This is a genomic window from Ruegeria sp. YTSA135, from assembly GCF_059610165.1.
Map to the genome: position 1 here is coordinate 126326 of NZ_JBXWNC010000012.1, position 16528 is coordinate 142853.

The window sequence follows — 16528 nt, forward strand, 5'->3', positions numbered from 1 at the left end:
CATTGCACGAACGCGTTTACTCAACCTAATTGAGGCGGGAGTGCTGCACCGTATCAGTTGCCCTGGTTCCTGGCTTCTAACCTTTCCAGGTTGACGACAGTGGACAACATCAGGCGGTCATGGCTCCAATCCTCGGTCTGCTGTACCGATGCGGCCGCTAGCCCCAGGACAAGCGCAAAAAAAGTCGTTTGGCCGAGAAACATGAACGGCAATGGGCGGTGCATCGATGGCGCATCACCCAGCGCAATCACACGTTGGCGCAGCACTTTTTTGGCTTTGCCTCCGGTCACCAGGGCAACATTCAAAACTCGCGGGCTGCCATGCACGACGGTACGGGCGCAATAGTCGAGCAGACAGGCGGTATAATCTTGCGCATTGATACCCCTGCGGACCACAACCGACTGATCACAAGCCAATTCGCGCAGGCGATCAAACTGGTATTTCAGCAAAATGTATGCCGGGTTCCAGAACAAGAGCGGGCGAAGTATCTCAAACCCCAATTCCCACTCAACATCTCCGGCGCGGATGTGTTCAAGCTCATGTGCGAGGGCAAAGCGCAACTCTCGCGGCGAGTCCAGCAGGTGAGAGGGGAGCACGACATGGCGCCGTCTTAGGCCGCGCACCGCGAAGGGTACGGCAATACGGTCGGACAGTCGAATGTCAACCTTGGCAGAGCGGCGCCACAGGAAACTGACCTTCACCGTTTCGCGGATCGACAGCCCATCACGAAGGAGCCGAATAGCGTATAGCAGAGAGATCATTGCGAGCAGCGCAAGGACAACATCCAGAACCGGATGATCGCCGCTTAATAACAGCTCTACCCAGCGTTGGCGCGTGTTCAAAAGCGTTTCGAACTGTGTTGCGGGCATGGCAATGTCACCACGCAGATACGCTGCCACTGCGATATCACCAATGGCCACAGTACCTTTGGCCGGAGTGTGAGACGCCAGTGCAGATACACCCAATGCTAGTAAAGGGCTGAGACTCACGCAAAGGCACAACACCTTGAGCGTGCGCAGTTGCGCCACGAATCCGCGGCTGAGGGTAGTTTTGGAAAGAACGACCCGGGCGGAAAGCCAGATAAGCGCAGCCAGGCCAAGGATCAGGTTCCATTCCAGATATGCGTCGAGAACCGGTTTAACCGCTGTCATTTTGCAGTCTCCTCTCTACCAGTGCCCGAATTTCCTCTAGATCAGCTTCGCTTAGACCTGCGTCGTCGACCAGCCTTGCAACCAACCTTGCCGGCGTGTCGTCAAACAGTGTCCGCGACAGGTTCTGCAACGACCGCGATTGATATCTGTCTTTTTCCAGAAGCGGCTTATAAATCAGCGTTTTTCCATCCTTGCGGCTTTCCACAAACCCTTTTTCATCAAGAATCCGCAGAATGGTTGCGCCGGAAGTATACGCCAGATTGCGTTCTGGTGGCAGGCGATCAAGCACGTCACGGACCGAACCCTGACCAAGCGCCCAAAGTTCATTCATGAACTCAAGCTCCACTTCAGTCAGAAGGTTTGTCGTCTTTTTCTTACGCATCGGTCGTTCGTGTCGCATCCATTGTTATGCCTGACAGACAAGCATCCTTTCACTGTTTCGCAAAGCTCAAACTTTCCAGAAGACGAAGAATCCCCAGCCGATAGAAAGGAAAAGCGGTGCCCAGACTGGCTGCCCCACCAGACCAAGCCAGGCCAGGAAGATATAGGCGGACCCCAGAAGGGTGATGAACAGCCGGTCACCAAGCGTGGTCGTCAGACCCAGCACGCCGCGCCGCTCAATCCCGTCGCGGTACTTGAACCCTTCCAGTACGCCAATCAGGGCGATGGCGGAAAAGATACCAATGAACAGCGCCAACGTTGCCGGGGTCCATGCCATCCAGAAGTCGGGCCAAAGCGGATCGGTCCAAGAGAAACCTTTTTCCTCTTGCTGGCCGACATTGCCCCAACCGGCCTGCGCTTGGGCAAAGGCAGCAGAGGGCAGGAAGGGGAGGGTGAGAAGAAGTTTACGCATATCGAACCTCACACACGTCCCATCGCGAAACCGCGCGCGATGTAGTTGCGGACAAACCAGATGACGATGGCGCCGGGGATAATGGTCAGGGTTCCAGCGGCGGCCAGAAGACCCAGCTCGTATCCCGCGCTGGAGGCGGTGCGGGTCATCACGGCGGCGATCGGCTTGGCCTCGACCGCAGTCAGGGTTTTGGCCAGCAGCATTTCGACCCATGAGAACATGAAGCAGAAGAAGGCCGCCACACCGACACCGGCTTTGATGTTGGGCAGGAAGATCGTCACGAAGAACCGAGGGAAGGAATAGCCGTCGACATAGGCTGTCTCGTCCAGTTCCTTCGGGATGCCGCGCATGAAGCCTTCCAAGATCCAAACCGCTAGCGGCACGTTGAATAATGTATGCGCCAACGCCACGGCCAGATAGGTGTCGAACAGGTGGATCGACGAATAGAGCTGGAAGAAAGGCAACGCAAACACCGCCGCCGGAGCCATCCGGTTCGTCAGCAGCCAGAAGAACAGCTGCTTGTCACCAAGGAACCGATAGCGCGAGAACGCATAGGCCGCTGGCAGGGCAACACAAACCGAAAGCACCGTGTTGATCGTCACGTAGATGATCGAGTTGATGTAGCCCCAGTACCACGTCGGATCGGTGAAGATTGTGATATAGTTTTCCAGCGTAAAGGTCTGGGGGAACAAGGAAAAGCCCGAAAGGATCTCGTTCGTGGTCTTGAAGGACATCGCCACCAGCCAATAGATCGGCAGCATAAGGAACGCGATATACAGGATCGGGATAAGGGACCGCTTCTTCATTGCGCGTCATCCTTTGTCATCAGTGTGTAGAAGACCCAGCTAACCAGCAGCGTGATGGCAAAATAGATCAGGCTCATCGCGGCCGCAGGACCAAGGTCGAACTGTCCCAGTGCGATCTTCACAAGGTCGATCGACAACAGGGTGGTTGAGTTTCCGGGGCCGCCGCCAGTCAGGACGAAGGGCTCGGTATAGATATTGAAACTGTCCATGAAGCGCAGGAGAACGGCGATGGTCAGGACGGTTTTCATCTTGGGCAGTTGGATATAGCGAAATACCGACCATGGGCTGGCACCGTCGATCTTGGCCGCCTGATAGTACGCGTCGGGGATCGACACCAGGCCCGCATAGCACAGTAGTACTACCAGTGAGGTCCAGTGCCACACATCCATGACAATGACGGTGATCCAGGCCGAAAGGGGCTGCTGCGTCATGTCATAGTTAATACCCAGAACGTCATTCAGGAAGTATCCCATCAGGCCGATTTTGGGCAGGGTAAAGATGTTCCACATCGATCCGACCACGTTCCATGGGATAAGCATCGGCAAGGCCATCAGCACAAGGCAAACTGGTACCCAGAACCCTTTGCGCGGCATGGATAAGGCCACGATGATGCCTAAGGGAACTTCGATCAGCAAGATCATGAAAGTAAAAAGGAATTGACGCCCCAAAGCGGCTTGGAACCGATCAGAGCGCAGGATTTGCTCAAACCATCCAAGCCCTTCCCAGAAGAACTGGTTATTGCCAAAGGTTTCCTGCACCGAGTAATTGACCACCGTCATCATCGGCACAAGTGCGTTGAACGCAACCAGTGCAAGGACCGGCAGGACAAAGAACCATGCTTTTTGGTTTTCTGTTCTCATTGTGGCCGCTCCTCGGTTGCGATCCAGCCGTCGCGATAGACGCGGGAATGTTCAGGTTTGAATTGCAGAAAGACCTGCGATCCGGGCTCAGGGACGGTGTGTTCCGTAACGGCCTTCAGGGCCGTGTTTCCAACCATCGCACTGACCACATAGTGGCGGCCGATATCCGAAACTTTGGTCACATGCGCAGGAATGCCCGTATCGCCGAAGCCAACATATTCTGGGCGAATACCCAGATCGGTGCGCCCGCCATCGCCATGGGTCGGGCCTTCCAGCACAACTTCATGCCCTTCGAACACTGCCCGGTCGCCCTTGGCCTCGCACGGCAGAACATTCATACCGGGCGAGCCGATGAAGTGGCCGACAAATGTGTGTTGGGGACGCTCGAACAGTTCGACCGGAGTACCGATCTGCACAACTTCGCCTTCCTGCATGACCACGACCTCATCCGCGAATGTCAGCGCCTCGGTCTGGTCGTGGGTTACGTAGATCATCGTGGCTTTAACACGCTGGTGCAGCTCTTTCAGCTTCGACCGCAGCTTCCATTTCAGGTGAGGGTCGATCACCGTCAGTGGCTCATCAAACATAACTGCGTTCACGTCGTCCCGGACCAGGCCGCGGCCCATCGAGATCTTTTGTTTGTTGTCTGGGCTCAGACCCGAGGCGCGGGTGTTCAGCATATCCGTGACGTCCAGCATCTCGGCGATCTCATCGACGCGGCGCTTGATTGTCGCCGGGTCAACGCCGCGGTTCTTTAGCGGGAAGGCAAGGTTTTCACCCACGGTCATCGTGTCGTAGATCACCGGAAACTGGAACACCTGCGCGATGTTGCGCTGGTCGGGGGGCAGGGTGGTGACGTCGCGGTCATCGAACAGAATCTGACCCTCGGACGGTGTCAGCAAGCCTGAGATGATGTTCAACAGAGTGGACTTGCCGCAACCGGACGGCCCAAGCAGAGCATAAGCCCCACCATCGCGCCAGGTCACGTCGATTTCCTTCAGCGCATAGTCCTCGGGGCCTTGCGGCGCGGGCATATAGCTGTGTCGTAGGTTTGAAAGCTTGATCTGTGCCATGTCAGGCTACCCTTTGGCCGTCTTGGCCGAAATACCGGCAATGGGCCGGGTTCATGTAGAAACTGTGATCCTCGCCAACCTCATAGGGATGGACGCCGGCTGCCAGCGACACCCAATCATCCGCCCCGTGACGGAAATGCGCGCTGGAGTCAGAGCCCGACAGTTCGGTCACAAGCACCCGGCCTGTCAGTTCCACATCCGCGTCTGATGTCCGGTAAGGCGTTACGCGATGAGGGCGGACAGCAACCATGTATTCGCCATCCTTCATATCCGTAACAGTCCAGCCGCCACCACCGGCCAGTTGCGCCTGCGCACCAGACACGGTGATACGCGCAACATTGATCGGCGGGTCAGAGAAAACCCGTGCGGCGGCGATGTTTTCGGGGTTGCGATAGATATCTGCGGTGGGTCCGAATTGCGTGACGCGTCCGTCCTCCATCAGTGCGGTGTAGCCGCCCAGCAATAGGGCCTCTTCGGGTTCCGAAGTAGCGTAGACCACAACGGCACCGCGCCCAGCGAACAGGTCGGGCAGTTGCTCACGCAGTTCCTCGCGCAGTTTGTAGTCAAGGTTCGCCAGCGGTTCATCAAGGAACACGGCGCGGCTTTCTTTGGCAATAGCGCGGGCCAGCGCGGTACGTTGTTGCTGCCCGCCAGACAGTTCATGGGGGCGGCGGTGCAGCATCGGGCGCAGCTGCAGCAGATCGGCAGCTTCTTCGACGCGGCCTTCGATCTCGGATTTCGCCATACCTGCCACGCGCAGGGGTGAGGCGATATTGTCAAAGACGGTCATGTGCGGATAGTTCACGAAAAACTGGTGCACGAGGCTGATCTGCCGCTTTTGTGTGTTCAGCCGCGTCACGTCCTGCCCATCCATCAAGACCTTGCCTTGGGCAATCGGGTCCAGCCCCGCCATCATCTTGATCAGAGAGGTCTTGCCCGACCCGGTGGCCCCAAGCAGCACATTAAAGTGGCCAGTCTGCAAGGTCAGCGAAGTAGGTTTGATATGGATGACGTTACCGACCCGTTTGGTCGCGTCTTGAAGTTCGATCATGTCCGTGGGTTCCGGTCCTTCAGTGCGCCGCACTGGTCTTGGGATGGGGATGCCTGAACGGCACCCCCGGTTCTCGTGGATTTACTGGGCCTGCCAGCGCGCTACCAGTTCGTCATAGTTGACGGTCTGGCCTTGCGGCTTTTCGTTTTCCAGCTTGGCCTTAGGCGAACCCGGCTGTTCCAGCCAGAAGGACGCATCCTGTGGCTCGTTCAGACGGGGACCACAGCCACCGTAGATTCCGGCGCTTTCATCGGCGGCCTGCATCCGGGACATGGTGATGTCCATCTCTTCAGCCAGACGGTCCATCGCCTCTTGCGGGGTGAAGGCACCCGAGTTCACGTCACCGATCTGCTGCCACCAGATTTGGGCCAGCTTCGGATAGTCCGGCACGTTGATGCCGGTTGGCGACCATGCCACACGGTCAGGCGAGCGGTAGAACTCGACCAGACCACCCAGCTTGGGTGCGCGTTCGGTGAACGACTCGTGATTGACCGAGCTGTCGCGGATAAAGGTCAGGCCCACATGGGACTTCTTCACATCCACGGTCTTGGACGTCACGAACTGGGCATAGAGCCAAGCTGCCTGAGCACGATCCGCAGGGGTCGATTTCAGGAAGGTCCATGACCCCACGTCCTGGTAACCAACCTTCTGGCCTTCTTCCCAGTAGGGGCCGTGCGGGCTGGGCGCCATACGCCACAGCGGCGTGCCTTCGTCATCCACGGTGTTGTTGCCTTCGGACTTCGGCTTCACCATGTCGGCGGTAAACGCGGTGTACCAGAAGATCTGCTGGGCCACGTTGCCTTGGCTGAGCGCCGGCAGCGACTGGTAGAAGTCGTAAGACGCCGCACCCGGAGGCGCATAGTTCCGCAGCCACTCATCCCACTTGCGGATCGCGTAGACCGCCGCCGGACCGTTTGCAGCACCACCGCGCGAGACGGATGCACCAACAGGGTTACAGGTGCCCGCTTCCATGCGGATGCCCCATTCGTCAACCGGAACGCCGTTCGGCTCACCAACGTCACCGGCACCAGCCATAGACAGCCAGGCGTCGGTCATACGCCAGCCAAGGTCAGGCGCGCGCTTGCCGTAATCCATGTGACCGTAGATCGCGACACCGTCGATTTCCTTCACGTCATTGGTGAAGAATTCGGCAATGTCTTCGTAAGCGGACCAGTTGACCGGTACACCCAGATCATACCCGTATTTCTCTTTGAATGCGGCTTTGTTGGCCTCATCATCGAACCAGTCCTTGCGGAACCAATAGAGGTTCGCAAACTGCTGGTCAGGCAGCTGATACAGGTTGCCGTCCGGGCCAGTGGTGAACTGAATGCCCATGAAGTCATCCAGATCCAGTGTCGGCGAGGTCGCCGCCGCCCATTCCCCACCCATCTGCTCGGTCAGGTTATACGCCAGTTGCAGGCGCGAGTGGGTGCCGATCAGGTCACTATCGTTGACGTAGCCGTCATACAGGTTCCGTCCGGTCTGCATCTGGGTTTGCACGGCCTGAACCACTTCGCCTTCGCCAAGAATCTGGTGGTTGACCTTGATGCCCGTGATTTCCTCGAACGCCTTGGTCAGGACCTCGGATTCATAAGAGTGGGTCGGGATGCCTTCGGACAGGACGTTGATTTCCATGCCGGCGTAGGGTTGTGCAGCTTCGATGAACCACTGCATCTCGGCCATCTGTTCGTCTTTCGACAAGGTCGATGGCTGGAATTCGTCGTCAATCCAACGTTGTGCTGCGGCTTCGTCGGCCCAAGCTGGACCGTGCCCCGCAATGACGGCAGCTGCCGCCACAGCGGAAAGTAGATGTCTCCGCATCTGTCTCCTCCCAAAGGTTATGGCTTCCGGTCTGAACCGGATGCCGGACAGCATCAGCGATTTTCTGCGCAAGTGTCAAACTAAATTTTTAGTAAGTGCGACATTCGCTGGTTTTGGCCTGCGGTTCCGTCCTCAGTTGCTAATTCGTGAATTCGTTGTAAGGTGCAAATAAGATTGGAAAAAAGACTGCTGCCGCCCGCAGCGCGGACTAGTAAAAAAACATTTAGACGCATGAGGATAGGCCATGTCCCGGAGTCTGTTGAAGTACACGCGCGTACTGGAAATCGTGGGGGACACGATAAAAGTTAGGGTGCCTCTGGATGGCTCTTCGGACGCAGCGGTTCGATTCAACGATCTGGCGGTAATTGAGACGGTCGATGGGCGCAAAACCCTTGCGCAGACGATCTTCATCGACCGGGATGTGGTGACGCTGCAGGTGTTCTCGGGCACCAAGGGGATTTCGACCGAGGCAACGGCGACCTTTCTTGGCCACCCGATGCAGACACCATATTCAGCGAACATTCTGGGGCGCGTATTTGACGGTGCCGGGGTGGCGATTGACGGCGGGCCTGATTTGTCCGCCGAGCCCAGAATCGACATTGGTGGCCCTACCGTAAACCCGGCAGAACGCGCGGTTCCCAACAGGATAATTCGCACTGACGTACCGATGATCGACGTATTCAATACGCTGGTCGAAAGTCAGAAAATCCCGATCTTCTCGGTCTCGGGCGAGCCGTTCAACGCATTTCTCAGCCGAATAGGAATCCAAGCAGATGCTGATATCGTTGTTTTCGGCGGCTTGGGCCTGATCTTTGACGACTATCACACCTTCCGTACGTCTTTCGAAGATGCGGGAGTGTTCTCGCGGACAGTGATGTTTGTCAATCAGGCGATGGACCCATTGGTAGAACGCCTTCTGGTGCCAGATATGGCGCTGGCCGTGGCGGAAAAATTTGCTGTGGAAGAAGGCAAGCGCGTGCTGGTCCTGCTGACGGACATGACCGCTTTTGCTGACGCGATGAAAGAGGTTGGAATCAGCCAGGAACGTGTCCCATCGCAGCGCGGCTATATGGGCGATCTCTATTCGCAGTTGGCCCGCCGATACGAGAAGGCGTGCGACTATGCCAAGGGTGGATCAGTGACCGTACTGACTGTGACGACGATGCCAGGCAATGACGTGACCCACCCGGTGCCGGACAACACGGGCTATATCACCGAAGGGCAGTTCTATCTGCATTCCGGCGTGATTGATCCATTCGGAAGCCTGTCGCGCCTCAAGCAGAACGTGATCGGCAAAACCACGCGTGAGGATCACGGGCAGATTATGAACACCATGATCCGTTTCTATTCGGAAAGCCGCGATGCCGCGCAAAAGCAGGCGATGGCGTTTGATCTGTCGGATTACGATCACCAGTTGCTGAAATTTGGCGCTCTGTTCCGGTCGCGTTTTATGGACATCAATGTCTCGATCTCGTTGGAAGAGGCGCTGGATTTGGGTTGGAAAACCTTGGCCGAATGTTTTGCGCCAGAACAGTTGCTGATGAAACAAGCCTTGGTCGATAAGTATTTCCCAAAGGATGCAGATGGCGCGGTTGCAGCTGAATAAATCGTCGCTGGCGCGCCAGCAGACGCAGCTGAAAAGCTATGAACGCTTCCTGCCGTCGCTGGATTTGAAGCGCCAGCAGTTGATGGCGGAACGCGCCAAGGCGCGCGATGAGGTGGCGCGCCTTGAAGAAGAAGTAGGCTCATTGGCTCAACAGGTTGGGGCGAAACTGCCCATGCTGGCGCAACAGGGCGTCGATCTGGAAGGGCTGGTCGAGTTGAAGGACTACCGGGTCAAAGAGGTGAACGTCGTCGGGGTTAAAATGCCCGCTTTGGACCGGATTGAAGTTGTCGTGCGGCCCTATTCCCTGCTGGCCAAACCGCATTGGGTCGATGCGGCCGCGCAGTTGCTGCATGACATGATCGAGGCCCGCCTGCGGGTCAAAGTGGCCGAGGAACGCGTAAAAATCTTTGACACGGCGGTCGCTACGATCACGCAACGTGTGAACCTGTTTGAAAAGGTCCTGATCCCGCGTGCAAAGGCCAACATCAAGAAAATCCGTATCTACCTGAGCGACGAGCAGATGCAGGCGGTTGTACGCTCGAAAATCTCGAAACGCAAACACGCGCGCGAGGCGCTGTCATGAGTGTCGCGCGTCTCAAAAAGCTGTCGCTGGTAGGTCGGGCGGCCCAGAAAACCGAGACGCTTGAGGCGTTGCAAGGGTTGGGATGCATGCATGTCCTGCCCTTGGTCCCTATGCCCGCCGAGCCGGAAAAGGTTAGTGAGCGAGGTGCAAGAAACGCGTATAAGGCCCTGCGATTCCTAACAGATGTGCCTGAACCTCGTCGTCAAATTCAGCGCGACCGGGACTTTGATATGAACAAGTTTGTCAAGGATGTCCTTGATCTGATGCAGCGGTCGCGCGAGATGACTGACCGGCGCGACTTTCTGGCCCATCGGATTTCGCAGGTGCGGCCTTGGGGGGATTTGGACTTTCCACCTGATGATGTGCTGGCAGGAAATCGGCTGTGGTTTTATCAACTGCCGCTAAAGCACCGCGGCGCATTAGAAGCATTGACACTGCCATGGGCGATCCTCGAACAGGATCACCGGTTCATCTACGCTGTACTGATTGCCCCTGATGAGCCCGGCGACGATATTCTGCCCGTGCCGCGCACCCATACGGGCTCGCTACCGATCCACGAGTTGGAGGCGCAGCTGGAAGAAGCTGAGATCGCCATCGAAGCACTTGAGGCCGAGCGTGTTGCGCAAACCCGGTACCTAACATTGATGCGGCGCAATCTTTCCGTCGCAGAAAGTGCAGCAGAACTGGCCCATGCGACCCAAAAAGTACGCGACGAAGAGGCTATGTTTGCCCTGCAAGGCTGGGTGCCCGAGGATCGCATTGATGCGCTTCTGGACATGGCTGAGTCAAAAGACTCGGCTGTGCTGATCGAAGATCCTGGCCCTGATGACACCCCTCCCACGCTGCTTGAGCAGCCGGAAAAACGGAGCGCTGCCGTAGACTTGGCGCTGTTTTATCAAGTGCCGGGCTACAGGGACTGGGACCCAAGTATCATTGTAGCTGCCTCGTTTGCATTTTTCTTTGCCATGATCGTGGCCGATGCGGGATATGGGGTTGTTATCCTGCTGGGCTTGCTATTGTTCTGGAAGCGCATGGAGGGAACTCCTGCGCTGCAATCGTGGCGCCGGTACGGGTTGATCATCGCGGGCGCGACAATTCTGTACGGCGTTCTGGTTGGAAGTTATTTCGGGGTTGCACCGCGTGAAGGGTCGATACTAGCCGGGCTCAAACTGCTCGATCTGAACAACTTTGCGGCCATGATGATGGTGTCGATCGTCGTGGGTGTTCTGCACTTGGTGCTGGCAAATGCGTTGGCTGCGCGCGCGGCATGGGGGCAGCGCAGGGCCATTGCCAATCTGGGCGGGATCGCGGCGCTGATCGGCGGCTTTGTGCTGTGGCTGAGCTATATGAAAGGGGGCGCTGCAACACCGGGCGCGATACTTCTGGGTGCGGGCATTCTGGCTATTCTGTTGTTCTCCAGCGAACGTGAAATGAAACAGCCAATTGACTGGCTATGGCGTCTGATTGATGGTCTCAAAGGGCTGGCCGGGGCGATGGGTGCGTTTGGTGATGTGCTCAGTTATATGCGGTTGTTTGCGCTTGGTTTGGCTTCGGCGTCTCTGGCGATCACTTTCAACGATCTGGCTGTCTCGGTGATGCAGGCAACGAAGGGGCCAGGTATCCTGTTTGCGCTGCTGATCCTGATCATCGGTCATATCCTCAACTTCGCCCTCGCGATGATGAGCGGCGTCGTCCACGGGTTACGCCTAAACTACATCGAATTCTTTAAATGGGGTCTGCCGGACGAAGGCATCGTCTTTCGGCCGTTTTCCCGCAAGGAGGTTCAGGAATGAATGAGCTTGTTCTGACATTGGGTTGGCTGGGGATATATGCGCCGATGGCGCTGGGTGCGGCAGCAAGTGCCGTTGGCTGTGCTATTGCGGGCCAAGCCAGTATTGGCGCCATGACCGAGACCGAGGGCGGCTATGGCCGATTTGTTGGCGTTTCGGCTTTTCCCTCGACCATGGTGATTTATGGCATCGTTATCATGTTCACCCTGAACCGTGACGTGACGCCGGAAAACGCGGGCGGGTTGTTCGGGATCGGTATCCTGTCCGGCATCGCGCTCATGTACTGTGGTATCTGGCAGGGTAGGGCGTGTGCGGCGGCGATCAATGCGACCAAGGAAAAGCCCGAGATATTTGGCCTTTCGCTGGCGCCTGCCGCGATTATCGAAGGGTTCGGCGTTTTTGCCTTTGTCTTCGCCTTGGTCATTAGTGCGGGGATCAGCTGATGGCACAGGATGGAATGATCTCGCACGGTGTCGACGCGCTGATCGACAAACTGCGCAACGATGGTGTGGCTGCGGGGCAGGCAGATGCCGAAAAGCTGCGCGCCGATGCCAGGGCCGAAGCGGCGAAGATACTGGTCGAAGCCAAACGCGAGGCGGACGCCTATCAAAAAAAGGCGCGCAGCGAGTCCGACAATTACCGCTCGGCCGGCGAAGAGGCGCTGAACACTGCGATGCGTGACGCTGTACTAACGATGAAAGCGGGTCTGACGGACCGGTTTCGTGAGGATGTTGAGCGTCTGGTCACCAAGGAAATGGCGGAACCGGACCTGTTGAAAAAGATGATCCTAGAAGTCGTGGGGCGCGCCGCGGATGGGGCTAATCTGGACGGAGAGCTTCACGTCATATTGCCTGCGAAAGTCGCCACGCAGCAAGATATCAAGCAGAACGCCGATGACATTCAGTCCGGTAAACTGACCAAATTTGTGTTGGGATTAACCGCGGATATGCTGCGCGAACAGGTCGAGTTGCATGCGTCAGACGATGTGCAGGATGGAATAAGGGTACGCGCCGATGATCAAGGCGTCGTTCTCGATCTGACCGACAAAGCGGTTGCGGCGCTGTTGATGGAGCATCTGCAACCTCGCTTTCGCGCCGTGTTAGAAGGCGTAATCCGCTGAGATGTCCGACCGCGACGCCTATATCGCGTTGATCAGCAGTTTGCCGGGGTCGGAACGGTTGTTTATTGCCAAACAGCCACCCCTGTCGCGGCTGCGGTTAGAGCGGCGCCTGACGGCGCTGACGCCAGAGGATGCGCGCGTTTTAAAGGTGTTGGAGCACGCTCTGAACTGGAGCGATTATGATATGGAAGTCACGGATTCGCAGGCAATTCAACGCTGCAAAGATGCGTTGCGTGATATTCCGCAACCGACATTGCGCGAAGTATTCACTGAGCGAATGGATTTGCGCACAGCGGTTGCAGCTTTACGCCTGCGTCATCAGGGTGGAAGTCCACCGTCGGGGTCATTTGGTCTCGGGCGTTGGAGCCGCCACATTCCCACCAATTGGAGCGATCCGACTTTCAAGCTGGACGGACCGATGCCTTGGGTGAAAGAGGCCAAACAGGTGCTTGATGCCAAAGACCCTTTAGGGCTTGAACGATTACTTTTGTCCGTGAGCCACAAGCAGCTAAAGCGGCATGCCGCCCGCCATTATTTCGATTTCGAAGCGGTGGCGATTTACGTGCTGATCTGGAATATTTTCGACCGCTGGGCGCAAAGCAACGCACAGGATGCGGCCAAAAGATTTGAACATCTGGCGCAGCAGGCCATGGCCGGTGCAGCCGAGATCGACTTTGATGGAGCAAGCGCATGACAGTCCCAACGCAATCCACGCAGACCGCCACCGCCCGCGTCGTCTCGGTGCAAGAAGGGTTGGTTCAGATACAGGCCAATAAAGACGCGTCAGGGCAGCCGGGGCAGTTGGTTAAAAACGAGGTCGTCTACATCCTGCCCACGCGCCTTGGTCCCCGCAACCGGCAAGAGAGGTTGAAAGCCGAGGTGTTGCGTGTGCGCGGTGATACGGCGGATGTTCAGGTGTACGAGAGCACGGACGGCGTGGCCGTCGGCGACCCTGTGGAACAGTCAGGGCAATTGCTTTCAGTGGAACTGGGTCCGGGCCTTCTTGGGCAGGTGTTCGACGGGCTGCAATCGCCGCTGCCCAAAGTGGCCGCAGAGTTTGGTACATTCCTGCCGCGCGGGGCGGATGTTGCACCGCTGGACGATCAGGCAAAATGGTCATTTACACCCGCGGTAAAGGTGGGTGACATGGTGACCGCCGGTGACAGTATCGGCACGGTTCCCGAAGGGCATTTCAACCACAAGATCATGCTGCCTTTCAACTGGGTGGGTGACTACAAAGTGGTTTGGGTTCAGAAGGGTGCCGCCACGATTCACGATATCGTCGCCCGGCTTGAAGATGAGCAGGGCGGAGAGTACACGTTGACCCTTTCGCAGAAATGGCCGGTGCGGCGACCTCTGCCGGAAAGCATACTCAAACGCTCGCTGTCAGAACGGTTGTACCCAACCGAACCGGTCCTGACCTCTCAGCGTTTGATTGACACGTTCTTTCCGATCGCACGCGGGGGAACGGCCTGTATTCCGGGGCCGTTCGGGGCGGGAAAGACGGTTCTGCAAAACCTGATCGCGCGGAATGCCAAGGTGGATATCGTGATTGTCGTGGCCTGCGGCGAAAGGGCAGGGGAAGTTGTTGAAACGATATCGGAATTTCCTAAGATGACCGATCCCACCACAGGCGGTAGCCTCATGGACCGGACGATCATCATCTGCAACACGTCATCGATGCCCGTCGCTGCTCGTGAGGCCTCGATCTTCACCGGTATTACGCTGGGCGAATACTACCGTCAGATGGGTTATGACGTGCTGTTGATTGCGGACAGCACAAGCCGATGGGCGCAAGCGATGCGCGAAACCTCGGGCAAGCTAGAAGAGATACCGGGCGAAGAGGGGTTTCCGGCCTATCTGGAAAGCTCGATCAAGGGTCTTTATGAACGCGCTGGCGCGGTGAAAACCAATGACGGCGATCTGGGGAGCCTGACGTTGATCGGCACGGTTTCGCCCGCTGGCGGCAACTTTGATGAACCGGTGACTCAGTCGACATTGTCCACGGTTAAATGTTTCCTCGGTCTGTCCTCGGAACGGGCCTATAAACGGTTCTATCCGGCGGTCGATCCGATGCTCAGCTGGTCTCGCTACACAGATCAGTTATCCGATTGGTACGACAAAAACGCCGAACCGGGCTGGACCGGAAAGGTCCGTGATCTGCTTGAGCTGATCGAAAAGGGCGAGCAGGTTGACCAGATGATGCAGGTCACCGGCGAAGAAGGCGTCACCACCGAAGATTTTGTAACCCAGCAAAAGGCGCTGTTCGTGGACATGGTCTATCTACAGCAGGATGCCTTCGACAAGGTAGATGCAACCGTCCCGCTTGAGCGTCAGAAGATGACATTCAAGCTGGTGTATGACGTGACGCAATCCACAGCCGCCTTTGCCGACAAGACCGAGGTGCGGCAGGTGTTCACACAGCTCACAGGATTGATGAAGAATTTCCACTATGCTGCAGAAAACACGCCCGAGTTCCAATCGGTTTGGCAACAGATCCAAGGTCTTTGTGGCGACAAATTCGGCATTTGAGGGGAAAGCAAATGGCAGCCCGTAGGGAATTGTAAAAAACACAAATTATCAATCGCTTACGCGGAGGTTAGCCAACCTTATTGTCGTTAACTGCGTTGAACTTTTTGCACCGCTTGGCTAACCGGATGCAGGTTTGTAAAGTTCCGGAAACGTCATATTGAGTTCTATTTGCATGGATGATTTGCCCGACAACCTGTTTGAACGAACTCTTTACTTAAAGAACATGGTGGAAGCACTGGGAACTGGCGGAGGTTTGGAAGAACCCGCATACAGGTCCATCAGGGCGGAACTCTGTGATGACCCAGAAACGCGTGAACTGATCCCAATTTACATAAGAGTGTGCCGAGACAGCGGTAGTCTATGGGCACACTTGAAAGACTTCCATGAGGGAAGCGGCGCGTACGCCGCGCGCCGAAAGATGATAAACGACACTTTTTCGCCGATCCTAGAATTTTTAGAATTTGGGCGATCTAGGACAGACAGGCTTCTTACCATTGGTGTTCAGTCTTACGATGCGGATGGAGTCAGCCTCGCATGGCAAAAGGCGCTGGATAGAAGGGCGGTTGATCCAGAAGGAGCGATTACGGCTTCGAGGACATTGCTAGAAGAAGTTTGTAAACACATTCTTGAGGATGCAAACGTAGAGTATCAAGACAGATGGGACTTGCCGAAACTTTATAGCTCGGTAGCAAAAGAATTGCGTATTGCACCGTCGCAGCATTCTGAAGATGCGTTTAAGAAGATTCTTGGCGGTTGCCAGTCAGTTGTCGAGAATCTTGGGCAGATTCGTAATAAAGTCAGTGATGCGCATGGTGGTGGCAGAAAGAAAGTAAGACCTGCACCCAGACATGCCGCGCTTGCTGTTAATCTTGCAGGCTCGATGGCACTCTTTCTAATTGAAACGTGGAAGTCGCGGTCAGAACAGGACAGCTAGCCAGTTTTGTTCTCAATCAAGTGTGGAATTGAAGGGGTAGGAAACTGCCAATATGCGAAATGAAATTGGTGTTTCTGGCCGAGGCCTGAGAAGCACAACCAGAAACACCTAGTCGAGTAGTGCAGTCTACAGGCTAACCTGCTCTACTTACACGGCTGACAATCGGATTGGTAAGTTCTCAAGGTTGTCTTGTCAATTTCAATTAACAGCTTAAGGGAGAACATTTTCAAGCAAAGTATTTTTACTAAGTTATTGATTTTAAACAAAAAAATGGTAGCCCGTAGGGGAATCGAACCCCTCTTTCCAGGTTGAAAACCTGGCGTCCTAACCGATAGACGAACGGGCCAC

At 56.2% G+C, this 16528-nt stretch carries 16 protein-coding genes and 1 tRNA gene; 8 read left to right on the plus strand and 9 right to left on the minus strand.

Annotation, left to right across the window (positions count from 1 at the left end; all coding sequences use genetic code 11):
• Positions 1-53: 53 nt before the first annotated feature.
• The 8 genes from AC2FIT_RS15935 to AC2FIT_RS15970 form a co-directional block, all read right to left on the minus strand.
• Positions 54-1151 carry a M56 family metallopeptidase gene (locus AC2FIT_RS15935; RefSeq protein WP_496831036.1) on the minus strand — a complete coding sequence of 366 codons (1098 nt, stop codon included), beginning with the start codon at positions 1149-1151 and terminating at the stop codon, positions 54-56.
• The gene (locus AC2FIT_RS15940) at positions 1138-1533 is read right to left on the minus strand and encodes a BlaI/MecI/CopY family transcriptional regulator (RefSeq protein ID WP_475180640.1); all 396 of its coding nucleotides are present in this window, start codon (positions 1531-1533) and stop codon (positions 1138-1140) included. Before AC2FIT_RS15940 ends, AC2FIT_RS15935 begins: the two co-directional genes overlap by 14 nt.
• Before the next feature lie 66 nt (positions 1534-1599).
• Complete coding sequence (locus AC2FIT_RS15945) at positions 1600-2004, minus strand: DUF2160 domain-containing protein (protein WP_068334330.1); 405 nt, start codon at positions 2002-2004, stop codon at positions 1600-1602.
• A gap of 8 nt (positions 2005-2012) precedes the next feature.
• Positions 2013-2810 carry a carbohydrate ABC transporter permease gene (locus tag AC2FIT_RS15950; protein WP_058280831.1) on the minus strand — a complete coding sequence of 266 codons (798 nt, stop codon included), beginning with the start codon at positions 2808-2810 and terminating at the stop codon, positions 2013-2015.
• Positions 2807-3670 (minus strand): carbohydrate ABC transporter permease, encoded by an 864-nt coding sequence (locus tag AC2FIT_RS15955; protein WP_068334332.1) that lies wholly within the window; start codon positions 3668-3670, stop codon positions 2807-2809. The genes AC2FIT_RS15950 and AC2FIT_RS15955 overlap by 4 nt, the downstream gene beginning before the upstream one ends.
• Positions 3667-4743 carry an ABC transporter ATP-binding protein gene (locus AC2FIT_RS15960; RefSeq protein ID WP_496831037.1) on the minus strand — a complete coding sequence of 359 codons (1077 nt, stop codon included), beginning with the start codon at positions 4741-4743 and terminating at the stop codon, positions 3667-3669. Before AC2FIT_RS15960 ends, AC2FIT_RS15955 begins: the two co-directional genes overlap by 4 nt.
• 1 nt (position 4744) lies before the next feature.
• A complete protein-coding gene (locus tag AC2FIT_RS15965) occupies positions 4745-5794 on the minus strand; it encodes an ABC transporter ATP-binding protein (protein WP_068334334.1) in 1050 nt (349 codons plus the stop codon).
• Between the two features lie 81 nt (positions 5795-5875).
• On the minus strand, positions 5876-7615 hold the full coding sequence (locus AC2FIT_RS15970; RefSeq protein ID WP_496831038.1) for an ABC transporter substrate-binding protein: 1740 nt from the start codon (positions 7613-7615) through the stop codon (positions 5876-5878).
• A gap of 244 nt (positions 7616-7859) precedes the next feature.
• Here AC2FIT_RS15970 and AC2FIT_RS15975 point away from each other — a divergent pair, with 244 nt between their 5' ends.
• The 8 genes from AC2FIT_RS15975 (at position 7860) to AC2FIT_RS16010 (ending at position 16180) form a co-directional block, all read left to right on the plus strand.
• Positions 7860-9221 (plus strand): V-type ATP synthase subunit B, encoded by a 1362-nt coding sequence (locus AC2FIT_RS15975; RefSeq protein ID WP_496831039.1) that lies wholly within the window; start codon positions 7860-7862, stop codon positions 9219-9221.
• Complete coding sequence (locus AC2FIT_RS15980; protein WP_496831040.1) at positions 9199-9804, plus strand: V-type ATP synthase subunit D; 606 nt, start codon at positions 9199-9201, stop codon at positions 9802-9804. The genes AC2FIT_RS15975 and AC2FIT_RS15980 overlap by 23 nt, the downstream gene beginning before the upstream one ends.
• Positions 9801-11597 (plus strand): V-type ATP synthase subunit I, encoded by a 1797-nt coding sequence (locus AC2FIT_RS15985; RefSeq protein ID WP_496831041.1) that lies wholly within the window; start codon positions 9801-9803, stop codon positions 11595-11597. The genes AC2FIT_RS15980 and AC2FIT_RS15985 overlap by 4 nt, the downstream gene beginning before the upstream one ends.
• Entirely contained in the window at positions 11594-12037 is a 444-nt protein-coding gene (locus AC2FIT_RS15990) for an ATP synthase subunit C (protein ID WP_068334345.1), read from the plus strand. The genes AC2FIT_RS15985 and AC2FIT_RS15990 overlap by 4 nt, the downstream gene beginning before the upstream one ends.
• Positions 12037-12714 (plus strand): hypothetical protein, encoded by a 678-nt coding sequence (locus AC2FIT_RS15995; protein ID WP_496831042.1) that lies wholly within the window; start codon positions 12037-12039, stop codon positions 12712-12714. The genes AC2FIT_RS15990 and AC2FIT_RS15995 overlap by 1 nt, the downstream gene beginning before the upstream one ends.
• A 1-nt stretch (position 12715) precedes the next feature.
• A complete protein-coding gene (locus AC2FIT_RS16000) occupies positions 12716-13408 on the plus strand; it encodes a hypothetical protein (RefSeq protein ID WP_496831043.1) in 693 nt (230 codons plus the stop codon).
• Complete coding sequence (locus AC2FIT_RS16005) at positions 13405-15246, plus strand: V-type ATP synthase subunit A (protein ID WP_496831044.1); 1842 nt, start codon at positions 13405-13407, stop codon at positions 15244-15246. The genes AC2FIT_RS16000 and AC2FIT_RS16005 overlap by 4 nt, the downstream gene beginning before the upstream one ends.
• Positions 15247-15418: 172 nt before the next feature.
• Positions 15419-16180 (plus strand): abortive infection family protein, encoded by a 762-nt coding sequence (locus AC2FIT_RS16010; protein ID WP_496831045.1) that lies wholly within the window; start codon positions 15419-15421, stop codon positions 16178-16180.
• 271 nt (positions 16181-16451) lie between these two features.
• Here the strand turns inward: AC2FIT_RS16010 and AC2FIT_RS16015 are convergent.
• Positions 16452-16526 (minus strand) — tRNA-Glu (locus AC2FIT_RS16015).
• Positions 16527-16528 lie beyond the last annotated feature (2 nt).

Coding starts and splice junctions, on each gene's coding strand:
- AC2FIT_RS16010 (WP_496831045.1), top strand. CDS start 15,419: ATGGATGATTTGCCCGACAACCTGTTTGAACGAACTCTTTACTTAAAG.
- AC2FIT_RS15935 (WP_496831036.1), bottom strand. CDS start 1,151: ATGACAGCGGTTAAACCGGTTCTCGACGCATATCTGGAATGGAACCTG.
- AC2FIT_RS15955 (WP_068334332.1), bottom strand. CDS start 3,670: ATGAGAACAGAAAACCAAAAAGCATGGTTCTTTGTCCTGCCGGTCCTT.
- AC2FIT_RS15950 (WP_058280831.1), bottom strand. CDS start 2,810: ATGAAGAAGCGGTCCCTTATCCCGATCCTGTATATCGCGTTCCTTATG.
- AC2FIT_RS15970 (WP_496831038.1), bottom strand. CDS start 7,615: ATGCGGAGACATCTACTTTCCGCTGTGGCGGCAGCTGCCGTCATTGCG.
- AC2FIT_RS15960 (WP_496831037.1), bottom strand. CDS start 4,743: ATGGCACAGATCAAGCTTTCAAACCTACGACACAGCTATATGCCCGCG.
- AC2FIT_RS15975 (WP_496831039.1), top strand. CDS start 7,860: ATGTCCCGGAGTCTGTTGAAGTACACGCGCGTACTGGAAATCGTGGGG.
- AC2FIT_RS15940 (WP_475180640.1), bottom strand. CDS start 1,533: ATGCGTAAGAAAAAGACGACAAACCTTCTGACTGAAGTGGAGCTTGAG.
- AC2FIT_RS15990 (WP_068334345.1), top strand. CDS start 11,594: ATGAATGAGCTTGTTCTGACATTGGGTTGGCTGGGGATATATGCGCCG.
- AC2FIT_RS15945 (WP_068334330.1), bottom strand. CDS start 2,004: ATGCGTAAACTTCTTCTCACCCTCCCCTTCCTGCCCTCTGCTGCCTTT.
- AC2FIT_RS15985 (WP_496831041.1), top strand. CDS start 9,801: ATGAGTGTCGCGCGTCTCAAAAAGCTGTCGCTGGTAGGTCGGGCGGCC.
- AC2FIT_RS16000 (WP_496831043.1), top strand. CDS start 12,716: ATGTCCGACCGCGACGCCTATATCGCGTTGATCAGCAGTTTGCCGGGG.
- AC2FIT_RS16005 (WP_496831044.1), top strand. CDS start 13,405: ATGACAGTCCCAACGCAATCCACGCAGACCGCCACCGCCCGCGTCGTC.
- AC2FIT_RS15980 (WP_496831040.1), top strand. CDS start 9,199: ATGGCGCGGTTGCAGCTGAATAAATCGTCGCTGGCGCGCCAGCAGACG.
- AC2FIT_RS15965 (WP_068334334.1), bottom strand. CDS start 5,794: ATGATCGAACTTCAAGACGCGACCAAACGGGTCGGTAACGTCATCCAT.
- AC2FIT_RS15995 (WP_496831042.1), top strand. CDS start 12,037: ATGGCACAGGATGGAATGATCTCGCACGGTGTCGACGCGCTGATCGAC.